10 protein-coding genes and 2 pseudogenes are annotated in these 16,034 nt (G+C 59.9%); 10 read left to right on the top strand and 2 right to left on the bottom strand.

From position 1 onward, the window contains the following. Window positions 1-220 precede the first annotated feature (220 nt). The 10 genes and pseudogenes from O7A05_RS01020 to O7A05_RS00980 all read left to right on the top strand — a co-directional run bounded on the left by O7A05_RS01020 (window position 221) and on the right by O7A05_RS00980 (window position 14,714). Window positions 221-1,627: a DUF4214 domain-containing protein gene (locus O7A05_RS01020; protein ID WP_337091096.1), complete on the top strand. Its 1,407-nt coding sequence runs from the start codon at window positions 221-223 to the stop codon at window positions 1,625-1,627. A 16-nt stretch (window positions 1,628-1,643) separates the two neighbouring features. After that, window positions 1,644-1,922 (top strand): annotated as a pseudogene (locus O7A05_RS34325) (apiosidase-like domain-containing protein); the annotation flags it as partial. A gap of 92 nt (window positions 1,923-2,014) precedes the next feature. Beyond that, a pseudogene (locus O7A05_RS34320) lies at window positions 2,015-2,308 on the top strand (apiosidase-like domain-containing protein); the annotation flags it as partial. A 246-nt stretch (window positions 2,309-2,554) separates the two neighbouring features. Next, a complete protein-coding gene (locus O7A05_RS01010; RefSeq protein ID WP_337091094.1) occupies window positions 2,555-3,727 on the top strand; it encodes a polysaccharide pyruvyl transferase family protein in 1,173 nt (390 codons plus the stop codon). A gap of 242 nt (window positions 3,728-3,969) precedes the next feature. Continuing rightward, window positions 3,970-4,950, top strand: coding sequence for a glycosyltransferase family 2 protein (locus tag O7A05_RS01005; protein ID WP_337091093.1), 981 nt, complete (start codon window positions 3,970-3,972; stop codon window positions 4,948-4,950). Between the two features lie 42 nt (window positions 4,951-4,992). Next, complete coding sequence (locus tag O7A05_RS01000; protein WP_337091092.1) at window positions 4,993-6,009, top strand: glycosyltransferase family 8 protein; 1,017 nt, start codon at window positions 4,993-4,995, stop codon at window positions 6,007-6,009. 365 nt (window positions 6,010-6,374) lie between these two features. Beyond that, entirely contained in the window at window positions 6,375-9,785 is a 3,411-nt protein-coding gene (locus O7A05_RS00995) for a GNVR domain-containing protein (protein WP_337091090.1), read from the top strand. A 218-nt stretch (window positions 9,786-10,003) separates the two neighbouring features. Then, on the top strand, window positions 10,004-12,127 hold the full coding sequence (locus O7A05_RS00990; RefSeq protein ID WP_337091089.1) for an outer membrane protein assembly factor BamB family protein: 2,124 nt from the start codon (window positions 10,004-10,006) through the stop codon (window positions 12,125-12,127). A gap of 185 nt (window positions 12,128-12,312) precedes the next feature. Next, window positions 12,313-13,374 (top strand): NAD-dependent epimerase/dehydratase family protein, encoded by a 1,062-nt coding sequence (locus O7A05_RS00985; RefSeq protein ID WP_337091088.1) that lies wholly within the window; start codon window positions 12,313-12,315, stop codon window positions 13,372-13,374. Between the two features lie 5 nt (window positions 13,375-13,379). Further along, entirely contained in the window at window positions 13,380-14,714 is a 1,335-nt protein-coding gene (locus O7A05_RS00980; RefSeq protein WP_337091087.1) for a DUF4910 domain-containing protein, read from the top strand. A gap of 73 nt (window positions 14,715-14,787) precedes the next feature. On the opposite strand, the gene O7A05_RS34315 is transcribed toward O7A05_RS00980, so the two are convergent. Beyond that, window positions 14,788-15,225 carry a hypothetical protein gene (locus tag O7A05_RS34315; RefSeq protein WP_415926935.1) on the bottom strand — a complete coding sequence of 146 codons (438 nt, stop codon included), beginning with the start codon at window positions 15,223-15,225 and terminating at the stop codon, window positions 14,788-14,790. 111 nt (window positions 15,226-15,336) lie between these two features. Next, window positions 15,337-15,879 (bottom strand): dTDP-4-dehydrorhamnose 3,5-epimerase, encoded by a 543-nt coding sequence (gene rfbC, locus O7A05_RS00970; RefSeq protein ID WP_337091086.1) that lies wholly within the window; start codon window positions 15,877-15,879, stop codon window positions 15,337-15,339. Window positions 15,880-16,034: the final 155 nt, after the last annotated feature.

Below are 16,034 nucleotides of genomic sequence, written 5' to 3'. Positions count from 1 at the left end.
GGAGAAGGTCTCGAACGCGGTCGCTCTGTACTGGGTAGCGTCGCCGCGCGGCCGAAAGGCTATGATGAGCCGCATTCGAAAGACGTAGCCGGATGAGGGCGGTCTCCCAATATAGACAGATTGTTGCGACCCGCGACGAGGATAGTGTTGCAGAACTCGTTAGAACGGGGGCACTGAAATGTTGAAATGTGGGTTGATCGGGGCGGCTTGTCTGCTTGCCATGGTATCGTCGGCCTCCGGCGACATCCTCTGGGGGGCCAACGGCCACCCGATTACGGCCTATCCGGGCATTTCGGTCGAGCGTCAGTTCGACTACCTCGAAGACTTGGGGATGAAGTCCTACCGCGTGAACATTTCCGACCTTCCCTCGGCAGACAGGCTGGCGGAACTCGTGGCGGAGGGCAAGAAGCACGGCATCGAGGTGCTGCCCGTGATCACCCCCGGCAATATCGATCTTGATAAAGACAACTCCGACGAGCTCTACCGCAAGGCGCGGACTCTAGCAGTCGCATTCGGATCCCGGTTCAAGGATGACATCCGCGCCTGGGAACTTGGCAACGAGATGGAGAACTATGCCATCATCAAACCATGCGAGAAGCGCGACGACGGCACGACTTACCCCTGCGAATGGGGTCCAGCGGGCGGCACCGGAGTGCTGGATTACTTCGGCCCGCGCTGGGCCAAGGTCAGCGCCGTCCTGAAGGGATTGTCCGACGGCATGAGCGAAGTCGACCCTGACATCCGCAAGGCCGTGGGCACGGCAGGGTGGGGCCACACTGCGGCATTCGAACGAATGAAACAGGACGGCATCAAATGGGACATTTCGATCTGGCATATGTATGGCCAGGATCCGGAGCCTGCCTTCAAGATGCTCGCCAGCTATGGGAAGCCGATCTGGGTCACCGAATTCAACAATCCTTATGGAAGTCGGCAGAGCGAAAGGCAGCAGGCCGAAGGGCTGATGCGGGCCATGCTGCGCCTCCGCCAACTGCAGGCCAAGTACAATGTGGAAGCGGCCCATATTTATGAGCTTCTGGATGAAACCTATTGGGCGCCCGACTTCGAAGCGTCGATGGGATTGGTCCGGCTTGTCGGCTCCGCGGACCGTGGCTGGAGCCCGGCAGGACCCAAGGCCGCATACATTGCGGCGAGGGACTTGATTCGCGGCCCGCAGCCGCTGCCGAGGCCGCAGCGCAGTTGCGATTTTGCGGACAGCGACAAGATCGTGACCGTTACGATGCGCCAGGCGAGTTTCGCCCATTGCTTGATACTGGGGCGCAAGGCAAGCGATGAAGATATCGAACGGTGGTCCGTAGCCCTGGACGATGGCTCGGTCGACGTTCCCAAAATGATGATTGAACTGATGCACTCCAGGGAATTCTTGAAGAAGTATTCCGTCATCGGCCTGAGCGACCGTACCTATGTCGGCTTCCTCTACCGGCTGCTCATGGACAGGGCCAGCGACGGGTACGGGCTAGACGTCTATTCCAAACAGCTGAGGGACGGCTCGATGTCGAGGGATTCCATCGCTCGCGGCATGATCACCTCCAGCGAATTCACCGACAAGTATTCCGTCCACCTCGCCGCGAACGCGAAAACGGCTCATCCCGCCGGAATGGCAAACTAGCCTGCGGTGCGGCCGAATGGAGGTCTGGACCGTCATGGATCTGCGCTTCTGTGGTTACCTGCTGGCCGCGACGACCTTGGCCGGCCATGCCTGCGAAGCGCCCATGGCCGCCCAGATCCAGCAGCCGTTCCCTCTCGTGGAACCCGGCAAACTATATCTGGAAGACGCTGTCGGCTGTGTCTTTCTGATCAATGGCGACGGCGCGTGGTCGCTGATCGCCGATTTGACGGGCGAGGATGCGGATATCTACCTTCGTGACCGGCGGGCAAGCGGGTTCAACACGGTGCTGATCAACCTTACCGAGCACGTTTTGCCCGCAACGCTCCCGCCAGTGCCTACGGGGACCGCCCTTTCCTTCGCGCTGGGGACTTCAGCGCTCCCAACGAAGCCTATTTCAGGCAAGCCGACTGGGTCTTGCGCACGGCACGCGATCTCGGTTTCGTGGTCCTGCACGTCCCTTCCTGTCTCGGCTATGGCGGCGGGCTGGCACCAGGAGATGACTACCAGCGGCGAGAAGAGCCTGGGAGCCCACGGCAATTCGTCGGACAGCGCTATGGCGGCCTCGGAAACATCATCTGGGTGGAAGGCGGCGACTACAACCCGCCGGACAGGAGCCTTGTCAGGGCGGTCGCAGGGGGAATCCAGGAAACCGACCCGGATGCCCTGCAAAACGCCAACAGCGCACCCGAAACGGCGGCTCTGGACTACTGGCGGGAACAGCCTTGGCTTTCCGTGTTTCGCGCTGCCAAAACGCGATCACGCCGATTGGATACTGGAACTCTATACGCAACCGTTACTAAGCCAATGAGCGCCAGGAACGACGCTGCTGACAGCTCTGACAACCTGGCCAGCGCCGGCGTAATCGCAGCGTCCCACCAGTCAAGCGGCCGCCGCACCGGGGTGCGCCGAACGCCTCGAAGAATAACGTTGTTCGGGCTCTTCGGCTCCGGCAATTTCGGCAATGAAGGTTCGCTCGAAGCAATGGTCGGGTTTCTGAGGAGAGAGAGACCCGAGGTGGAACTGTCATGTGTCTGCAGTGAACCCGACGCGGTCAAACAGACATTCGCGATCGAGACCTCGCCAATCCGCCGGAATGGCCCGGCGACGGGCCTGTCCGGAAGTATTAACCGCCTCCTCCTCAAAATCCCCGGAAAACTTGCCGATTTCGCGCAGACGGTCCGCCGCATCCGCAAGTCTGACGTGATGATCTTCCCGGGCACCGGCATCCTGGACGATTTCGGGGAAAGGCCGGCAGGTATGCCGTACGACATCTTCAAATGGTGCCTCGCCGCTCGCCTCGTCGGGACGCGCATCGCCTTTGTCAGCATCGGGGCCGGTCCGATCAGGAACAGACTAAGCCGCCTTTTTATGACGTCAGCGGCCCGTCTGGCTCACTACCGGTCCTACCGCGACCTGCAATCCAGGGAATTTATGGAAAGTGTCGGCTTCGACACCCGTGGAGACGCGATCTATCCAGACCTCGCCTTCGGTCTACCCGCGCCAATTCCGTCTCCCCGGCTACGGCCGGAGGGGCTGAGGGTGGGTGTCGGCGTCATGGCGTACCGCGGCTGGTACGGCTTTGCCGAGGGCGGCCAGTCGATCCTTTCCGGGTACATCGGAAAATTGGCGCATTTCGTCGTCCACCTCCTCGACAGCGGCCACGACGTCCGGCTTCTTATAGGTGACGAAGAAGACAGCGTCGCCGTCGACGCGCTCCGGGCAGCCGTGAACGACCTCCGGCCCGGCTCAAGACTGGCGCACGAACAGGTCCATTCGCTGGGCGACGTCATGGGGCAGATGGCGCTTACCGATATTGTCGTCGCCACACGGTTCCACAACATTGTCTGCGCATTGATGATGCGCAGGCCGACCATCTCGCTGAGTTACGCGAGGAAGAATGATGTGCTGATGGAAGAAGTGGGCCTGGGCGAGTACTGCCACCATGTCGAGACTTTCAATGTCGAAACGCTGATCGCGCAGTTTTCGCAGCTGAGGGTGGCCAGGGAAAAACACGAACAGGCAATCGGCGGGCGGCTCGTCGAGTTCAGGAAGCAGGTCGACAAGCAAGACGCCTGCCTTCTTTCCAGCGTGGTCGGTTGAAGCGCAAGGTGTCGATCGCCCCCACGGCGTCTCCAGGTAATGCGTAACCGGTATTCATCCGAAAGTTGCGGACCAGGAGTAAGGGCTACATCCATCGTCTGAAGGTCAAGGACGGCGTCGAAATGCTAGCCTGTTGCGGTCTCACTGGTGCGAGCAGCATCATCGATGGAAACAGTGCTGAAGAAGCCCAAGAGGACGTCGGCGAGCTTGGCGATCCGCATCCTCATCGGAGGTTGTGATTGATGACTAGCGTCGACATAGTCATCCCTTGCTACAATTATGCGCACTTCCTGCCGCAATGCGTTCAAAGCGTTCTTGTCCAGGGGATCGAGGATGTCAGGATCGTCATCATCGACAACGCCTCCACCGACAACAGCGTCGAGGTGGCGCATCGGCTGGCGGCGACGGATGACAGGATCGAGGTCATTTGCCATCAGGTGAATGTCGGTTCCCACGCCTCGTTCAACGAAGGCGTGGATTTGGCCCGTGCAGATTACTTCATGATCCTCTGTGCCGATGATTTGCTTATGCCGGGAGCCCTTCGCCTCGGGATGACTCTCCTCGACCGTTTCCAGGAGGTATCGTTCGTGCTGGGCAAGCACATGGCGCCATGGGTAGGGAACGACTTTCCTGCCCTGCCTGCGCACGCCGACGGCTGGACCCTGACGAATGGGGATCGTTTGATCGAGACGTGCTGCCGGAAGATGAAATTCAACCTGACTGCCCATGCAATGCTTGTGCGGACATCCGTACAGAAAACGGTCGGCCACTATCGGCCGTCCGTGCCGCTGCTCGACGACCTGGAGATGGCGCTGCGCCTGGCCCGCCATGGATCGGTTGCGGAGCTGTCTGTGCCGCTGGCCATAACACGCGAGCACGCGACCAACATCTCTCAGGTCATGTGGCACGACGCGCTCCGCAGATTGCAGGAATATGAAACTGTCTTGAAGAGCTTCTTTGCTCACGAAGGCGGCACCATGCCCAACGCATCAACGCTTCATCGCACGGTTCGGCACCATTTGGCGGCGGCCGCCTATTGGTCGGCAGTATCGCATCTGATGCGGGGCAAGCGCGCGGCCGGCGCCGAGCTTTTAAAGTTCGGCCGGAGGCTGGACCAGGCCTCCATGCTTTTACCGCCCATCGGTCATCTGTTCAGAATGGAGGGCTCCCTCAAGCGGGCGAGACAGGTCATTTTACAAGTTCTCGCGAGCACGCGCCCTTAGCCGTATTTTTCAGCGTTTTGCAAAGCAAGGATTGGATAGCAGATGTCGGATCTGACCATGACTTCGCCAATTCCCGAACAAAACCGGCGCCCGAAAACCACCGGGAAGGCAGCAGTAGTTCTGATCACCGATCAGAACTATTTTCTTCCGACTTTTGCAACGGCATTATCCGCCGACGCCCATACCGGAGGCGGCACCCCTATCTGTCTGTTCGTCGTCAATGCGGAACAGGCATGGTTGCAGCAATTCGCCGCGGCTGTTTCCGGGACGAAGATTTCAATCAGGGCGGCGAGCTTCCCGCAATTGGCCGAACTCTCCCGATTCCATCGCGACGTCGTTCCCCCAATCGCGCTGGCGCGGTTGTGGATCGGTTCACTGTTGGAAGAGGATATCGGACGTTTTCTGTATATTGACGGCGACGCCATGGTTGACGGCGAGCTCGACAGCCTGTTGGCAATTTCGCCGCCCGAGTACGGTCTAATGGCGGTGCCAGATTTCATGAGAATATACATTGACGAGGTAAGTTTGTCTAAGGGAAGAGACATAGACCATCTCAGAAGTTTGGGATGTAGTCCGACTGCATATTTCAATTCCGGCGTAATATATACGTCGAAAAACGCATGGAATTCCATCGCATCGTCGGCTATCGGCTTTCTGTGTGAGCATCCGGAATGCTGCATCGCGTCGGATCAAAGTGCGCTTAATCACGCCGCGCGGGGAAACGTCGACTTTCTGCCTCTTCGCTACAACTATCAGAGCGAATACATGATGGCGTTGGACCCGCGCCAACTAGGAATCAAACCGACGATCTGGCACTTCGTCGGCGCACCCAAACCCTGGGACGCGTCCGACTGGCCCTGGGGCGAGTATTTCAACAAATTCTATCGCCAGGCAGAGTCGCGGCTAAGAAACTGCAATGTCACGCTTCCGGTACCCCCAAAGGCGCAGATAGTCGCGGGTCTCTCCCACCGGGAGCGCAGCAGATTTCGTATGAAGTGGGTGTATCCTTGGCGGAGATATACACGCAGGCGGAAGATACTGTCTTTGCTCTCGCAGTGATTGACGGGGAGGCCGAATGGACGGCGCTCGATAGGGCGTTTCGTGCAGCGATCGGTCAAGAGATGCCGCCAACGCATCGAGGCGGCTCCCTTGCTGGTCGCAAGAGCCGATGAATAGGCTGAAAGAGGTACGGCAATACGGCAAAAGGATAGTGCGCTCAACCTTGTCGCCGTCTTCTACTCCCATTGCTTCGCTTGCCGGTCAGGCATTGCTTCCCGAAAGTCAGGCATCGGCAACCGCGTCCGGACCAGGGCATTGCTGCGGGTAGCCAGCCTGGAAATTGTGACATGCACGTGGACGCGCCGGGAACCAGCCGTATGAGGGAAACGCAGGGCTGCGGCCGGCTCGGGCGGGCCTGACGACAGATGGAGCTCTCGCCCGTCGGTTTCATCGTCTGCGGCGCAGTTCTGCTGACGGCGATTTACTACCGGGCGCCTTTGATCGTAGGACTTGTCGCGTCGCTGGCTTTCGGTTCGACAGCCTTGATGACGCTCAGTTCGCTAGGCGGGTCGTCGCCGCTTATCTATACCTTCTTCGGCGGCCTCATGTTGACGGGGGTCGCCGCCAGGAGGCGGATCTGGCAGGACCTCGGTGATGTGTTCGGCAAGATCCGGGCCATCTGGGTTCTCTCTGGCCTTATGTTTTATGCAGTGGCCGGCGCGTGGCTTTTCCCGCGTCTGTTTGCAGGACAGACCAGCGCTTTCGTCCAGTCCAAGACGCGCCACGGTGTCGTCATAGAGGCCTCACTCGAGCCGGTCTCGTCCAACATCTCGCAAACCGGATATTTCATTCTTGGCGGCCTTGTCGTCATCGCCCTCTGTATCCTGCTCCTGAACAAGAACAGGATGGATGAGATCCGTCGAGGTTTCTTCATCTGGTGCGTACTCCATGTCGCCATGGGAATGCTCGATGTGGTGGGCAAGCTCGCGGGAACCGGGGACCTTCTGCAGGTGATCCGGAGTGCTAGCTACGCGATGCTCACAGACCAGGTCCAGGCAGGCTTCTTCCGCATTGCCGGAGCCTATTCAGAAGCGTCGGCCTTCGGTGGCGTCTCCCTGGCGTGCTTGTCGTTCTGCTATGTCTACTGGCGCAAGACAGGCTCGCGGCTGGCCCGCTGGCTGTCCGGTGTACTGCTGGTCCTGCTGCTTCTTTGTACGTCGTCGACAGCATATGTCGGCTTGGCCGTGCTGAGCGTTCCCGTTGCTTTTTCCCTTGCACGTTCATTTCTGGCCGGTCGCGTCACTGCTGACGAAATCCTGATCGTTACCCTGCTGACGGCCGGGGTCTGCGCGGTAATGGCAATCATCCTCTACAACGAACGAATCCTGGATCCGGTAATTGAGCTCATCGACTCGACCGTCATCAACAAGGGCAGCACAGACTCCGGCCATGAACGGGCTTACTGGAACATCAAGAGCCTCCAGTCCTTTGCCGATACCAGTGGCCTGGGCGTAGGGTTCGGCAGCTCTCGCGCTTCCAGCTGGCCGATTGCCGTTGTCTCGCAACTCGGTTTAGTCGGCAGTCTGATGATGGCGACGCTTCTGGCCGTGGTGATCCGCGGGCTTGGAGGATTGAGGTCTTACGTTGATGGCGAAACCGAAGCGGTGGTGTCCTCCGTCCAGGCATGCGCGTTGGCTGGTATGGTGGCCGCTTCCATTTCGAGCGGGACCGCGGACCCGGGCATCGTTTTCTTCATCGCTCTTGCCGTCGTCGCCGCCACCAGGGTCCGCGCCCGCAGGAACAGGCATGCCTTCGCGCGGCAGTCGTACGGATATCAGAACTCCCCAGAATTGATCGACGACTCAGCTGCCTCGAGACGCGCGACGACATCCGGGCAGGGGCCGTCGGCGTCCAACTGGGAGGATCCCATCGACCGCGAATTCATCGGCCTTTCCGACATTACAGGCTTCCTGAGGCTGTACGCGCGCTCCATCACAGGTTGCTTGGCGGTGGGCATCCTTGCCGCGGGATTCTATGTCGTCACCACTGACCGGATCTACATAGCGAGCACCCAAATTCTCATCGAGCCGAACCTCTCCAAGCTCCTCCAGCAGCAGTCGGGCGAAGTAAACCCGTCTCTGGACAGAGCGCAGATCGAAAGTCGGATCGCTCTCATGAGGTCCGAAAAGACGGCGACGATGGTTATAGACGACCTCAACCTGCGGGACGACGCGACGTTCAATCGGCCGCAAAGTCTTACTTTGTCCGAACGATTCGACCAATTCGGCGCGTTCTTGCTGCAAACGCTCGGCTTCCGAACAGGTGAAGATGCCGTCGCGTCCAAAGGCAATAGAAAACCGGCTCCGGACGGCGCTGACAGCACAACGTCCGAGGTCGCGGAATTCCAGCGCAGCCGCCGTACGATGCAGGCTTTTCAGAGTGGACTGGATATGCGTCGGGTGGGTGGCTCTTACGCGATCGAAATCTCTTTCAAGTCCCGTGATCCCGAACTGTCCGCCAGGATAGCCAACGCCACCGCGAATGCCCTCGTGCTCGAGCAGTTGGGGACCAAGGGAGCGGTGGCGCATGAGGATGGCGTATGGCTCGACCAGCGTCTGAGGGAGTTGCGGAGCCAAATGAACAATGCCACACGGATCGCCCAGGCATTCCGCGCCCGGCACGACTACAGTGTCGCCAGACCGGCAAGCGTTGCGCTGGCCGAAGGCAATAGAACCGATACGCGGAATGCAGGCGCTGAGACCCAGGAGCGTACGCTCCAAGAACTCGATCTCACTGCGGACATTTACCGCAAGATGTATCGCAACTTCTTGCAGGCCCATACAAGTTCGCTCAACCAGGAGACGTTTCCGATTGCCGACCTGCGGGTCATCACACCCGCCTCGCGACCGCTATCGGCCAGCTATCCGCGGCGCGAACTGGTAGTGGCTTTCGGCGCTCTTTTGGGCATGATGGTCGGAATGGGCGTGGCCTTCATCCGCAACATGTTCGACAGGACCATTCGTTCGCCGCGACAAGTCCGCGAGGAGCTCGGGCTGGAATGCGTTGGCGAGCTCCCGCCATTCGGCCGGAAAAGGCACATCGGTCCGATGGAAGAGGTGACAAGCGCTCCATACTCGCCATTCAGCCATAGCCTCAGGCGAGTCAAGACCGCGATCGGCCTCGCCGTCAGCGACCGACCGATGAAATGGCTCGGCATTACCTCAACGGCGGATGGCGACGACAAATGCCTGGCGGCAATCAACCTCGCTTCGCTCTATTCGATGTGCGGGCAGCGCGTGTTGCTCGTCGACGCTGACGTCGCTCACCCGGAGTTGACCAAGCTGCTGCTGGCGGGATCGCCTGCCGCTAGCGAGCGGGCAGCGGGCCTTGTCGCGCCAAACATAGTAGCTGTGCCGAACCGGCAGTTCGACATGTTTCTATGCTCGTCCTCCGACGCCAATGCACTGCTTGTCCCGGAGACGGTGCGCACCGTCCTTGAAGGATTGGAATCGTACGATATTGTCATCATAGTTTTTCCGTCGTTCACTTCGGGATCCAAATTGGCGGCCAGCTCGGTTCTCAATGGCGTCATCCTGGTCGCCAGATGGGGCAGAACCTCCACGGACGTACTGAAGGAACTCGTACGGTCGATGCATGCGAGCAGGGCGCCGATAGCCGGCGTGTTGATCACGGGGGCTCCGACACGGTCGCGAAAGCATCTGGCTGCATACGGATTGCCCTCGGCGAGCCGACTTTTCCTCAGGCTGCCACTCTTGTTGCACGAATCGGCAATGCGGCTAGGAACCCCATTCGTACGGATTAGGGTTAATCCCTAGTGCGGGTACTCCTTTTGCCGTTCTTGCGGGTAGGGCCCGCTTGCTGGGAGAGTGCTTGACAAGCAACAGGCGTGACCACCGTATCGGGACGACAGGACGGGATTTTGCCCTTGGCTCCTCTCGGCGGCCAATGGTGTCTCGATGTGACTTCTTCGCATTCGTGAGAATAAATCTCATAAGAAATACACGACAAGCGGGCAAAATCGCCGATTAAAGAGATGGCACGTTTAGTCAATCGAAGGAGGTCTAAGTCGCGCTTTATCTATGCTGTGGCGGTCTCTGTTTTTGTCGCCGTGATAGTTGGCGCTGTATTTTACAACAAACTGCCTCAGCCGACGGATGGGCCGAAGAGTACGAAAATCTGGCACTCATTGACCTGGAGATTACAACTCTATACGCGCAAGGGATTAGGGGGAGTTCCGGACCTGTCCTGGCAGGAGCTTCTTCAGATGACGAACCCTTCGAGTGGGTTCGTTTTGACGACAACGGTGACGGAAGGGCGCTCCCTAGATGCCGCAGTCAGCAATCCTTTTGTCAGCCCGGAGGATCGGGCAGGCGGCGCCGAAATATTTCAAAGGAACTGCGCGGCCTGCCACGATGGATCGGGGGCACATGCTCCCCTTCTCGATCGGCCACTGAGACACGGCGACAGCGACCTGGCCATTTACAAGGTCGTGCGCGACGGTATTCCCGCCACGTCCATGGCGTCCCACGCTGATCTGTCGTTCGACGACCGTTGGAGGGTTGTAGCTTACATCAGATCGCTTCAGGCCAAAACTTCGGCCACGAGCGACGACACCGCGTTTCACCTTGATATCAGCGTGAAGGGCGACGATCTGCTTGCTCCGAATTCGGGCCAATGGTTGACCTATTCGGGTTCTTTGGACGGTCGGCGCTATTCACCGCTTTCCGAAATCACCAAGGGAAATGTGTCCCGACTTCGTGCCCGCTGGATTAGCCAGTTCGACACCGACGACCGGCTTATGGAGGCAACACCGCTCGTCGTCGGCGGAACCCTCTTCACCAGCGTTCCTCCCGCCAGCATCGTTGCCTACGACACAAAATCGGGCAAGGTGATCTGGAAGTATGAACGGCCCTTACCCGATAACCTGCCCATGTGCTGTGGCCGAGTAAACAGAGGACTTGCCGTTCTCGGCAACGTGCTCTTTCTGGGCACCTTGGATGGCGTCCTGGTCGCTGTGGACGCCAACCGCGGCAAGGAGCTCTGGGAAACCGAAGTAGCCAAGCCCTCCGAAGGCTTCTCAATGACCGGGGCACCTCTGGTCGCGAACAATGCCGTCGTGGTCGGCGTTGCCGGCGGCGAGTTCGGCATTCGCGGATTTCTGGCGGCCTATGATTCCGCTAGCGGCAAGCAACTGTGGAAATTCAATACCATTCCTGGTCCTGGCGAGCCGGGGCACGAGACGTGGAAGAACGACGCCTGGCGAACCGGCGGCGGCCCGACATGGGTGACGGGCAGCTACGACCCTTCCCTTGATCTCTTATACTGGGGCGTGGGCAATCCTAGTCCTGACTATAATGGCGACGTACGCCCTGGCGACAATTTGTACACTAACAGCGTGATCGCGTTGCGCGCGAGTACCGGGAAGCTCGTATGGCACTTCCAGTTCTCGCCACATGATGAGCGGGACTGGGATTCAAACCAGTCGCCTATCCTTGCCGAACTCCCGATCAACGGCGCCACCCGCAAGGTGATCTGCTGGGCGAACAGGAATGGATTTTATTATGTGCTCGACAGGGTCACGGGCGAATTCCTGACCGGCGTAAACTTTGTCGAGCAGAACTGGGCCGATGGCCTGGATCACGCGGGGCGGCCGATCTTATCCGCGGGGGCTTCGACGGAGGGACGCCTCATATGGCCAGGCGGCGGTGGAACGAACTGGCAAAATCCGGCCTTCGACCAAGGTCAAAGGCTGGTCTTCGTGCCGACCAGCGAAGGGGCATCGATTTTCACGAAAACCGATCCGGACAACGTCCAACGAGGGGTGGGGGGATTGTTTGTTGCAAGCGGGGCAGCGTGGGTCACTCCGCCCGTGCGGGCCGTGCGTGCGCTCGATGCCGCGACCGGCAAGAGGAGGTGGGAATTCCGATCCCCCACGGCAAAGGACTCAGGTTACGGCGGTCTGCTCGCGACTGCCGGCGGACTGGTCTTCGGCGCCTCCGGAGGGGTGTTGTTCGCGCTCGACTCCGCCACCGGACAAGAGCTTTGGCACATGCCGGTAGGCGGAGAAACAAGAGCAGCTCCGATCTCGTTTGTCGTGGACGGTCGGCAGGTCATAGCGATCGCAGCCGGCCGGGCACTGTTTGCCTTCGGACTGTAGGACAGCCGCGCAGGGGCCCCTGAGGAAACACCCCAAAGGAGAAGGCGCGCACCATCCAAAAGAACTAATCGGCGGCCAGGCTTCGTCCAACAGGGCATTCCGACCGCCTATTGGCGTTCTCGCCCGGCCCTTTCCGCCTCAGTAGGCTCTGCGCAATCGATATCCAGCTTGCGAAGAGATGCGCTATGAAAGTCATGGTAACCGGCCATCAAGGCTACATCGGCTCGGTGATGGTGCCGATGCTGCTCCGCGCGGGGCATTCGGTGACGGGTTACGACAGTGATCTATACCGGCGTTGCACTTTTGCTTTGGGCGGCGAGCAGGCCCCCGTTCCCGCCATCCAAAAAGATGTCAGGGACGTGCATGCGCGCGACCTCGAAGGGTTCGATGCGGTCATCCACCTTGCGGCTCTTTCCAACGACCCGCTGTCCGATCTCGATCCGGACATCACCTACGAGATCAACCACAAGGGCAGCGCCCGCTTTGCAAAGGCCGCCAAGGAGGCCGGCGTGACGCGATTCCTATTCGCGTCATCGTGCAGCAATTACGGACAGGCGGGAGAGGCGATGGTTGACGAAACGGGCGATCTGAACCCAGTCACGCCCTATGGCTGGTCCAAGGTGCTTTCGGAGTGGGATATCTCCGAACTGGCCGACGGCAGCTTCTCTCCCACCTATTTCCGGCCCGCCACGGCCTACGGCCTGTCGCCTCGGCTCCGCTTCGACATCGTGCTGAACAATCTCGTTGCCTGGGCAGTGACGAAAGGGGTGATCCTCCTGAAGTCCGACGGGACACCCTGGCGGCCGATCGTCCACATCGAAGATATTTCCACGGCATTCATCGCCGGACTGGAAGCACCACGCGAGACAGTCCACAACGAAGCCTTCAATGTCGGATGCACGCAGCACAACTACAGGATCCGCGACATAGCCGAAATCGTCGCCGACGTCGTGCCGGGCTGCCGGCTCGAATTCGCGGCCGACGCCGGACCCGACAAGCGGTCCTACCGCGTCAGCTTCGACAAGATTGCGCGCACGCTTCCTGCCTTCAAGCCGCAATGGGATGCACGCAAGGGGGCAGAGCAGCTTTACCAGGCCTACCGAAAGTCGAATGTCACTCTCGAGGAATTCGAGGGGCCGCGCTTCCAGCGCATAGGCCATATCAGGCATCTTCTAGCCAACGGACTACTGGATGCGCGCATGCGGGTCCCGGAAGCCTCGAGAACACTGGAGGCGGCGGCAGGATAGCCGGCATGGAGCACGTGAACCCCGACGGGACCTGCCCACCGCCGGCCTCCATTGGCGTCGGCCAGCGAATTTACGCCTTGGCCGAACAGCTGTTCCCAATCTGCAGGAGTATCACCGGAGACGGCGTGCGACAGACTCTGGATATCCTGTCACGGCATGTCGATTTGGAGCGGCACGAGGTGCCCACGGGGACGCAGGTGCTCGACTGGACTGTTCCGAGGGAATGGAACATCCGCTCGGCTAGCATCACGGGACCGGACGGGCAGACGGTCGTCGATTTTGCAAGCTCCAACCTGCATGTCGTCAACTACAGCGTGCGCTTCAAGGGGATCCTGCCGCTCGATCAATTGAGAGCGCACATCCATACGCTGCCCGAACAGCCGCAGGTGATCCCCTACCGCACCTCCTATTACGCTCCGGCTTGGGGCTTCTGCATGGCTCACGACCGGCTGGCCCGGATGCCCGACGGTTTCTACCGGGTGGAGATCGATGCCGACCTCGAGGACGGCAGCCTGACTTATGGCGAATACCTGCACCGCGGATGGACGGATCGGGAATTCCTTCTCTCGGCGCACATCTGCCATCCTTCGCTGGCCAACGACAATTGCTCGGGCTTAGCCCTGCTGGCAACGCTTGCGAGAAGCCTGAGGACAAGGCAAACACGCTACAGCTACCGCTTCTTGTTTGCCCCCGCCACGATTGGCTCGATCACGTGGCTGTCCCGCAACGAGGACCGGGTACATCTCATCGACCACGGTCTGGTGCTGTCTTGCGTGGGCGACGCTGCAAGCCCGACATATAAGCGCAGCCGCTGCGGTGATGCCTTCATCGACCGCGCGATGGCGCACGTGCTCGGGCGCGAAGCCGGGGCTAGGCTGATGGATTTCTCCCCTTACGGCTACGATGAGAGGCAGTATTGTTCGCCGGGCTTCAATCTTCCGGTCGGCATGTTCCAGCGCGGCGTCCACGGCACTTTCCCCGAATACCACACGTCGGCCGATAATCTCGATTTCATCGGGCCGGAGCACCTGGAGGACTCCTTCCGCATCCTGACGGAGGTCATCGACATTGTAGAAGAGGACTGGACGCCGTTGAACCTTTCTCCCAAAGGCGAACCGCAGCTCGGCAGACGCGGTCTCTACGCGGCCCTGGGAGGGCAGAAGTCTTCGGGGGCAACCTCGATGTCCTTGCTTTGGGTGCTCAATCTCGCCGACGGCCGGCATTCGCTTCTCTCGATGGCGGAGCGCTCGGGGCTGCCGTTCATGGAACTGGCGGCCGCGGCAAGATTGCTGTCGGACCATGGGCTGTTGGCCGAGGCCGCGTCTGAGGCGGTTCGCTAGCTGGTGGTGGTGAGGAATTACCTTTTGCGTCAGCAGGATATGGATCGCGCCGAGTGTGACCAAGCCCATCAAGTCAACAACAGCTTGTCGTGGCGGGGTGCGATACGTCGAAACTGCTTGAGTTGTTGAGGAAGCGTTCGACCAGATTGCGTTCCTTGTAGAGATCTTTGTCGTAGGCGTGCGGCTTGCGGCGGTTGGGCCGTGGCGGGATGACCGGCTCGGCACCAGCGTCCAAAATGGTGTCGTGAAAGTGTTCGGCATCGTAGGCCCGATCGGCGGTTACGAAGCGGCACGCGAACCCTTCGATCAAGCGGGCACCAAAAGAACCTTGCCCGATGGCCGGACGGGCAAGGAGGCTGACAGGATTGCCGACCTGCGGTTTGGTGCCAGGCCGCCCATCTATCAACAGCCGGTTGTTGGTGCGAGGACCGCCCTTGCCCATACAGCCATCGGGCATCAACCGAGCCCATTGCGCGTCGTTCAACCGATCCGGATCGTAGCTCTCGGCCAAGACCGAAGCTCTCTTGAATCTGATTTGCCCCAGCCTTGGAATCCCAAACCGCAAATCCTCACCACCACCTGGAGCAGTGTGGAACCGCTTCTGTCCGGCATCACAACTGCGCTAGCACTTCTTCGGCGTCCTCAACAGGGGCCAGTTCAAGTCCCTTTCCGATATCGCGGTCGGCATGAAGGGCCAGTTTATCGAAAAGGCTGGGTCGTTGTAGCGGACGCCCGTTGATGCGTGGGGCGTATAGAACTGCGATATGAGGTAGGAGACCTCGACGTCGTTCGTCAGGGTTTGGAGCCCGTGGGCGAAGCCGGCGGGGATGTAAACCTGTTTCATGGTTTCAGCCGTCAGTTCGAAGCCCAGCCAATCGAACCGTGTCGGCGAGTTCGGACGCAAGTCCACGACCACATCGAAAATCGCGCCTCTGACACAGGAGACGAGCTTCACCTCGGTGTATGGCTCCTCCTGATAATGCAGCCCTCGGAGGGTCCCCCTGCTGATCGAACGCGCCCGGCTGTGCTGGACAAAGCGCGTCGCCAGCCCGCAATCGGCCATCTCTCTCTCGCAGAAGAGACGGGTGAACGAACCGCGGCTGTCAATCACGGGTGTCGGTTCGATCAACCAGACACCCTTCAGCTCCGTTTCGGTAAACCGCATGTTGCCCCTAAAACCTCGGTGACCGGGCAAGGCCCGGCGGTTCGATTGTCGGCACCGGGTGTCCGGACTGAAAGGTCTACCTAAGCCTTAGGTGGCCTCTCCGATCGCGTTATGCCCGGCCGACCGCATTACCCATTCGGTGGTCCGGCGGCGTC

It is taken from the genome of Mesorhizobium argentiipisi (SeqCode) (assembly GCF_037179585.1).
Lineage (GTDB): Bacteria > Pseudomonadota > Alphaproteobacteria > Rhizobiales > Rhizobiaceae > Mesorhizobium > Mesorhizobium argentiipisi.
The sequence above is the reverse complement of the archived record's forward strand: the minus strand, read 5'-3'. Positions and strand labels throughout refer to the sequence as shown.